This window comes from Flavobacterium sp., from assembly GCF_044369455.1.
GTDB lineage: Bacteria > Bacteroidota > Bacteroidia > Flavobacteriales > Flavobacteriaceae > Flavobacterium.
Map to the genome: position 1 here is coordinate 1 of NZ_JBIPLW010000063.1, position 6669 is coordinate 6669.

Sequence of the window (6669 nt, forward strand, 5' to 3'; positions counted from 1 at the left end):
AGAAGCTGAGTGCGGCGCAGAAAGAACTGTTGAAGCAATGGATCGCCGAGGGTGCCAAGTATGAGACGCACTGGTCCTTTGTGCCACCGGTGAAGCATCAAACTGGTGACAGCATTGATGATTTCATTCGTGCAGAGCTTGACAAACGCGGGCTAAAACCCTCACCGCCTGCTGAAGCATCCTCGCTAGTGCGGCGCTTGGCGCTAGATCTTACCGGACTGCCGCCGACGATCGAGGAGCAGCGGCGATTCGCCAAGCCAGAGTCCTATTCGGCTATGGTCGACTACTATTTGTCAAAGCCCGCATTTGGCGAACACATGTCGGTGGCCTGGCTGGATGCGGCACGTTACGCGGACACGAATGGTTACCAGGTGGATCGTGACCGCGAACTGTGGCCTTGGCGGGACTGGGTGGTGCGCGCGATCAATGCGAATCTGCCCTTCGATCAGTTCACCATCGAGCAGCTTGCGGGCGATCTGCTGCCAAATCCCACCCTCGATCAAAAGATCGCCACCGGCTTTCACCGCAATCACATGCTCAATGAGGAGGGCGGTATCATCGCGGAGGAGTTTCTCGCCGAATACACCGCCGACCGTGTGGAAACGACCGCCGCCGTGTGGCTAGGGCAGACGTTCAACTGCTGCCGCTGCCACGATCACAAATTCGATCCTTTTACGCAGCGGGACTTCTACGCGATGAAGGCCTTTTTCCACAACGTGCCCGAGCGCGGTGTCGGGATCTACTCGAATCCGGTGCGCACAAATGCGCCTCCTTTCATAGCACTGCCCGCTGCGGAGGTCGAGGAGAAGATCGCTGCCTTAAATGAGAAGCTCAAACCCGTTGAAGAAAGCTTGAAGGCGATTGGTATCGGAGATCTTGAGGCTTGGACGCAAGAACTTGCCACGGCGGCAATTGAGTGGTGGCCGCTCGAACCGGTGAAAGCAAGCGGAGGCGATCAACCGCCGAAGGTTGACAGAGAAGTTGTTTCGATCGGTCCGCAGGAATCCCGCGCGAACAACATTCAGATTACTGCAAAGCTGCCACCAGGCAAACTTACCGCGTTGCGACTCGAATGCGCGACGGCGGATTCTGCGGCAAGTTTTCAGTGGAGCGAACTGACGGCCGGCAAGTCAAAGCTCCGGGCATTCGAGGCTGAGCACGCCATCGTGCTCGACGGGGACCGTCGCACGCGTTCTCCGCTCTCGGTCGCCCCCGAGAAACCGGTGCAGGCTCTTTTTGAAGTTGAGACCCCGCTCGAAGGCCCCGAGGTTGTCATTACGCTTGGCGTCGAGAACGCGGGTGGAACGACGGAGTGGCGAATCTTTGCGACCAGCGCCTCGCAGGATCTCATCGCGCCGGAGAAGATCGTCGCCATCGCGAAGATCGAGGCTGCAAAACGGACCGCGCCTCAGCGCAAGCAACTCACGGACTACCGCCTCTCGCTGCTCCCTGAGCATCGACTGCTCAGCGAGGAGGCGGCCGCATTGCGCAAACAGATTGCCGCAAACGAGGCGAATATTCCCACCACCCTCGTGATGGAGGAGCAGAAGGATCCTCGCCCCACTTTCATCCTCATGCGCGGCGCGTATGACAAGCCGGGAGAGCCGGTCACTGCGGCCACGCCGGCTGTCCTGCCAACGCCGGCTATCGATCTGCCAAAGAACCGGCTCGGCTTGGCGCGCTGGTTGGTGAGCCGTGAGAATCCTCTCACCGCTCGCGTGACAGTGAACCGCTACTGGCAGCAGTTCTTCGGCACCGGATTGGTGCGCAGCAGTGAGGATTTCGGCTCCCAGGGCGATCCGCCGAGCCACCCTCAGCTTCTCGACTGGCTGGCGGTGACTTTTCAGGAGTCTGGCTGGGATGTGAAGCGGCTTATCAAGCTCATCGTCATGAGCGAAGCGTACCGGCAGTCGTCGCGCCAGCCTGCTGATACTTCATTACGTGAGATTGATCCGTCGAACGTCTGGCTCGCCCGCGGGCCTCGCTTCCGGCTGCCAGCAGAAGTGATTCGGGATCAGGCGCTCGTCGCCAGCGGTCTGCTCGTCGACAGGCTCGGCGGCCCGGCGGTAAAGCCTTATCATCCGCCCGGCCTCTACGAACAGGTCGTGGCTCAGCGCGACAATCCCAAGGCAACTTACAAACAGGGTAGTGGGGAGGATTTGTATCGCCGCAGCCTGTACACCTATTGGAAGCGCAGCGTGCCACATCCTGGCATGCTGCTCTTCGATGCGCCGTTCCGTGAGGTCTGTACAATGCGTCGCAGCCGCTCGAACACGCCATTGCAGGCGCTGAATCTCCTCAATGATCCGACCTATGTGGAAGCCTCGCGTTTCCTCGCTCAGCGCATGATTTTGGAAGGCGGTACGACGACTGAATCCCGCATCAAGCATGGATTTCAGCTCTTGCTAGCTCGCTTGCCGTCTGCTCAGGAGTTGACGATCCTGTCGGCATCGGTCGAACGCACGCTGGGCGACTTCCAGCGCGATCCCGAAGCGGCGAAACAACTCCTTGCCGTCGGCGAAAGCAAAACAGACTCGTCCATCGATCCCGCCGACCTAGCCGCCTTCAGCACGCTCGCTTCGACACTTTTGAACCTCGACGAAACTATCAACAAGGAGTAATTTCATGAGCAAAGAATCGTCCTTGTCTCCGCTTTCTCGCCGTAGTTGGCTTAAATCCCTGGCCATCGCCTCGTTGGCGGACCCGCGGCTGTTTGCGGCACAGACCTCTCACTTCGCTCCGAAGGCCAAGCGCATCATCTGGCTCACGCAAGCGGGAGCGCCTTCGCAAATCGATTTGTTCGATTACAAGCCGGGGCTCGCCGAACAGTTCGACAAAGATTTGCCGGACTCAATCCGCCAGGGCCAACGTCTTACCGGCATGACCTCCGGACAGAAACGCTTCCCCGTTGCGCCCTCGGTCTTCAAGTTTGCGCAGCATGGGCAGAGCGGCATGTGGCTGAGCGAGCTGCTGCCTCACACGGCCAAGTATGCCGACGAGATCTGCCTCATCCGTTCCATGCACACCGAGGCCATCAATCACGATCCTGCGATGACGCTCCTGCAAACCGGGCACCAGATCGGCGGGCGGCCCTCTTTCGGTGCATGGGCGTCGTACGGTCTCGGCGCGGAGAATGCAGACCTGCCCGCGTTTGTCGCGCTGATCTCGCGTCCCAGTGGTCCCACTAACGCGCAGCCGCTGCATGAGAGGATGTGGGGCAGTGGCTTCCTACCCTCAAAGTATCAGGGCGTGCGGATGAGCTCCGGCAAGGACCCCGTGCTCTTCCTTTCCAATCCGCCAGGCATTACCACCGAGAGACGCCGTGCGATGCTCGATGACATCGCCTCCCTCAACCAGCTCAAGCTCGCCGATGTTCACGATCCAGAGACACAGGCCCGGATCGATCAATACGAGATGGCCTTCCGCCTGCAGGCCTCCGTGCCCGAGTTGGCGGATCTCTCCAAGGAGCCCGAAAACATCTACGAGCGCTACGGCCCGGAGTCGAAAAAGCCAGGAACCTACGCGGCGAACTGCATCCTCGCTCGCCGGCTCGCGGAGCGCAACGTGAGGTTCATCCAGCTCTATCACCGCGGCTGGGACCAGCACAACAACCTCCCCAGCGGCATCAAAAGCCAGTGCTACGACACCGACCAACCCACCGCCGCGCTGCTCGGCGAGCTGACGGAGCGCGGCCTGCTCGAAGACACGCTCGTCATCTGGGGCGGCGAGTTTGGCCGCACCGTCTATTCACAGGGTGCCCTTACCCGAGCCAACCATGGTCGCGACCACCATCCGCGCTGCTTCAGTGTGTGGATGGCCGGTGCTGGCGTCAAGAAAGGACACGTTCTCGGTGAGACCGACGACTTCAGCTACAACATCGTCAAAGACCCAGTCCACATCCATGATCTCAACGCCACCGCCTTGCACCTCCTCGGCCTCGACCACACTCGCCTCACCTACCGCTTCCAAGGCCGCGACTACCGCCTCACCGACGTTCACGGCGAGATCGTAAAAGGCATGCTTACCTGAGTTCTATTGTTACTTGATGCCGCAACCGACGGGGAAAAACGCAGCTTATTCGTCATTACGTCGAAGATTACTGCTTTTCTGGCATCTCATCATTCATTTCTGAAAAGGCATGAAGGGCCCCGCGAACGCCTTGCCCATCTGTGCAAAGATCTTCGCACTGCCAGAATAGTGGTAACCGGCATTGGAAGCGCCGTTGAGGGCCTCCCTGTCTTTGGGTGAAAGGACTTCCTCCAAGGCGAGATCAAAATTCTCTTGATCTGCTTTGGTGCAACCCTCAATTCGCACATCGATCGCGGCATAATGTTCTGGAGATTGAAGGTCATAATGGTCATTACGACGAACTTCGCAAAGTGGCGGCGGTTCGATTAGCCATGGAGCAGCCCGGTCAAACACTTCAAGCGACGCCATTGGTACATGACGCTTACTCTACTACCCGACTACCCCCCCAATACTGCCTTGCTCTATGGCACTACGATCATCCATTGAAAGACATATGCCTGAAGCATTACGAAGACACCCATGAGAATGGCCATCGCGATGCTATGCCAAAAGACCGCCCGCAGAATCGTTCCAGCGTCGGGGCTGTCCTTCTGTCCCCCGGTGGCGACACTGGCCACGACGATACTTTGTGCGTCAATCATCTTTCCCATGACCCCACCTGAGCTATTGGAGGCAGCCGTCAAGATGGGCGAGATGTCGAGTTGCTGTGCGGTGACTTTCTGCAAATTACCGAACAATACGTTGGACGAAGTATCGCTGCCAGTAAGTGCCACGCCTAACCATCCAAGCAAAGGTGAGAAGAACGGAAAGAGCATACCCGTGGAAGCGAACGCGATCCCCATCGTCGTGTCGGTACCGCTGAAACGCGTTGTGAATCCCAGTGCAAGCATCAAGGAGATTGTTAGCAACGACACGCCGACCCGTCGGAGAGTGCGGACGTAGGTCGCAAAGAGGTCGCTTGGTTTCAGCCCGAGAAGCAGGCCTGCGATGAGGCCCGCAATCAGTAAGGACGTGCCGGTCGCCGAGAATAGGTTCAGGGTGAACTCTGCCTTTTCAGGCTCTGGTTCAAGCGATGCCGGTGGGACTTTTTGAACGGCAAGATGCAAAGCCGGAACAGAGAAGACTGGCGCGAAGGTATCGTTGAGGGCTTTCTTGATCGGCGTCATGCTCGATGCAGCGACGAAAACCGTCATCAGTATCCACGGCAACCACGCGCGAAAGTTCTCCCGTCCTGGGGATACCGCCACCGTTGTGGCGGCATTAGAAACGGTTGGCATGCCTTCGGTATTTGCCAACCCATCGCTAGGTTTCCAAATTCGCAAGAAGACCACGAGAGCGACAATAGAACTGAATCCCGCTGCGGCATCCACCAAGTGCGGGCCGTGAAAATTGCTCACCAAAAACTGCACGACGGCAAAGCTCGCGCCTCCCACGAAACATGCGGGCCAGACCCGGACCATGCCTCGCCAACCTACCAGAGCCGCAATCATCCAAAACGGAACGATCAACGCGAAGAAGGGTAACTGACGCCCGACCATCGCGCTCAGTGCACCTTCATCTAGTCCAGTTACTTTCGCCAAGGTGATAATCGGGATACCGACCGAGCCAAACGCAACCGGTGCAGTGTTACCTATGAGGGCGGCCTTCGCGGCATCCAGGGGGCTGAAGCCTAGCCCAATCATCAACGCGCCCGTGATCGCCACCGGTGCACCGAAACCAGCAAATCCTTCCAGAAACGCACCGAAACTGAAGCCAACCATCAGAGCCTGGATGCGCCTGTCGTCTGACAGATTCGCCATCCGGTCTTGCAACACTTTGAAGCCGCCGGTGTCGACCGAAATGTGGTAGATGAACAGAGCGTTGAGCACGATCCAGCCGATTGGGAAAAGCCCAAACGCCGCGCCGTAGCCCGCCGCAGCGACAGCCAGCTTCACGGGCATTCCGTAAACCCCGATGGAAATACACATCGCCACCATCAACGCAGCTAGTGCCGCAATATGCGCACGCACATGCCAAAAAGCCAACAATCCAAGCAAGATAACGATTGGCAGTGACGCGACAAGCGAAGAAAGAACGATGCTATTGCCGATGGGTGAGTAATTTTGCGACCAGGTCATACTTGTTTATCTTTACACGAGCTAGATACGGAAAGCGAGCCATTGCTTACTCATGACGATCAGCTCACCAGGGCAGCCAATCCAGCTTGCGCCACGAGGCCATCTTGTGCGCTGGTTCCACCGGACAAGCCAATGCCGCCGATGACCGCGCCGTCGACCAAGATCGGCAGCCCGCCATCGATCGGCATCGCGCCACTCATGACTAGCATCCGTACACCTTCGCCGCCAGCCGCCACCATATCGTGAAAGGCCTTGGTCGGCCGACGGAACGCCACGGCTGATAGAGCTTTGTCCTGCGCCACTTGCACGCTGCCAAACTGCGCGTTGTCCATGCGTTCCAGCAGCACCAAGTGACCACCCGGGTCCATGATCGCCACGACCATACACCAGCCATTTCGTACTGCTTCTGCTCGAGCAGCGGCAGCAACCATTCGTGCTTGTTCTAGAGTGATGGATGTTCCGTAGATAGGAGGTTGCGGGGTCGGGTTGTTCATTCGTCTGCGTTCTTATTGATTGAAGTGAA

At 58.2% G+C, this 6669-nt stretch carries 4 protein-coding genes; 2 read left to right on the forward strand and 2 right to left on the reverse strand.

Going from position 1 to position 6669, the window contains the following annotated elements; genetic code table 11:
- Together ACIQ2L_RS14180 and ACIQ2L_RS14185 are read left to right on the forward strand one after the other, a co-directional pair.
- On the forward strand, nucleotides 1-2621 hold a 2621-nt coding region (locus tag ACIQ2L_RS14180; protein WP_396159976.1), incomplete at its 5' end, for a DUF1549 and DUF1553 domain-containing protein.
- A 4-nt stretch (nucleotides 2622-2625) separates the two neighbouring features.
- On the forward strand, nucleotides 2626-4029 hold the full coding sequence (locus ACIQ2L_RS14185; protein ID WP_396159978.1) for a DUF1501 domain-containing protein: 1404 nt from the start codon (nucleotides 2626-2628) through the stop codon (nucleotides 4027-4029).
- 461 nt (nucleotides 4030-4490) lie between these two features.
- Here the strand turns inward: ACIQ2L_RS14185 and ACIQ2L_RS14190 are convergent, their stop codons facing one another.
- Together ACIQ2L_RS14190 and ACIQ2L_RS14195 are read right to left on the reverse strand one after the other, a co-directional pair.
- On the reverse strand, nucleotides 4491-6146 hold the full coding sequence (locus ACIQ2L_RS14190; RefSeq protein ID WP_396159980.1) for an L-lactate permease: 1656 nt from the start codon (nucleotides 6144-6146) through the stop codon (nucleotides 4491-4493).
- Nucleotides 6147-6205: 59 nt separating this feature from the next.
- A complete protein-coding gene (locus ACIQ2L_RS14195) occupies nucleotides 6206-6640 on the reverse strand; it encodes a heme-binding protein (RefSeq protein WP_396159982.1) in 435 nt (144 codons plus the stop codon).
- Between the last annotated feature and the right edge of the window lie 29 nt (nucleotides 6641-6669).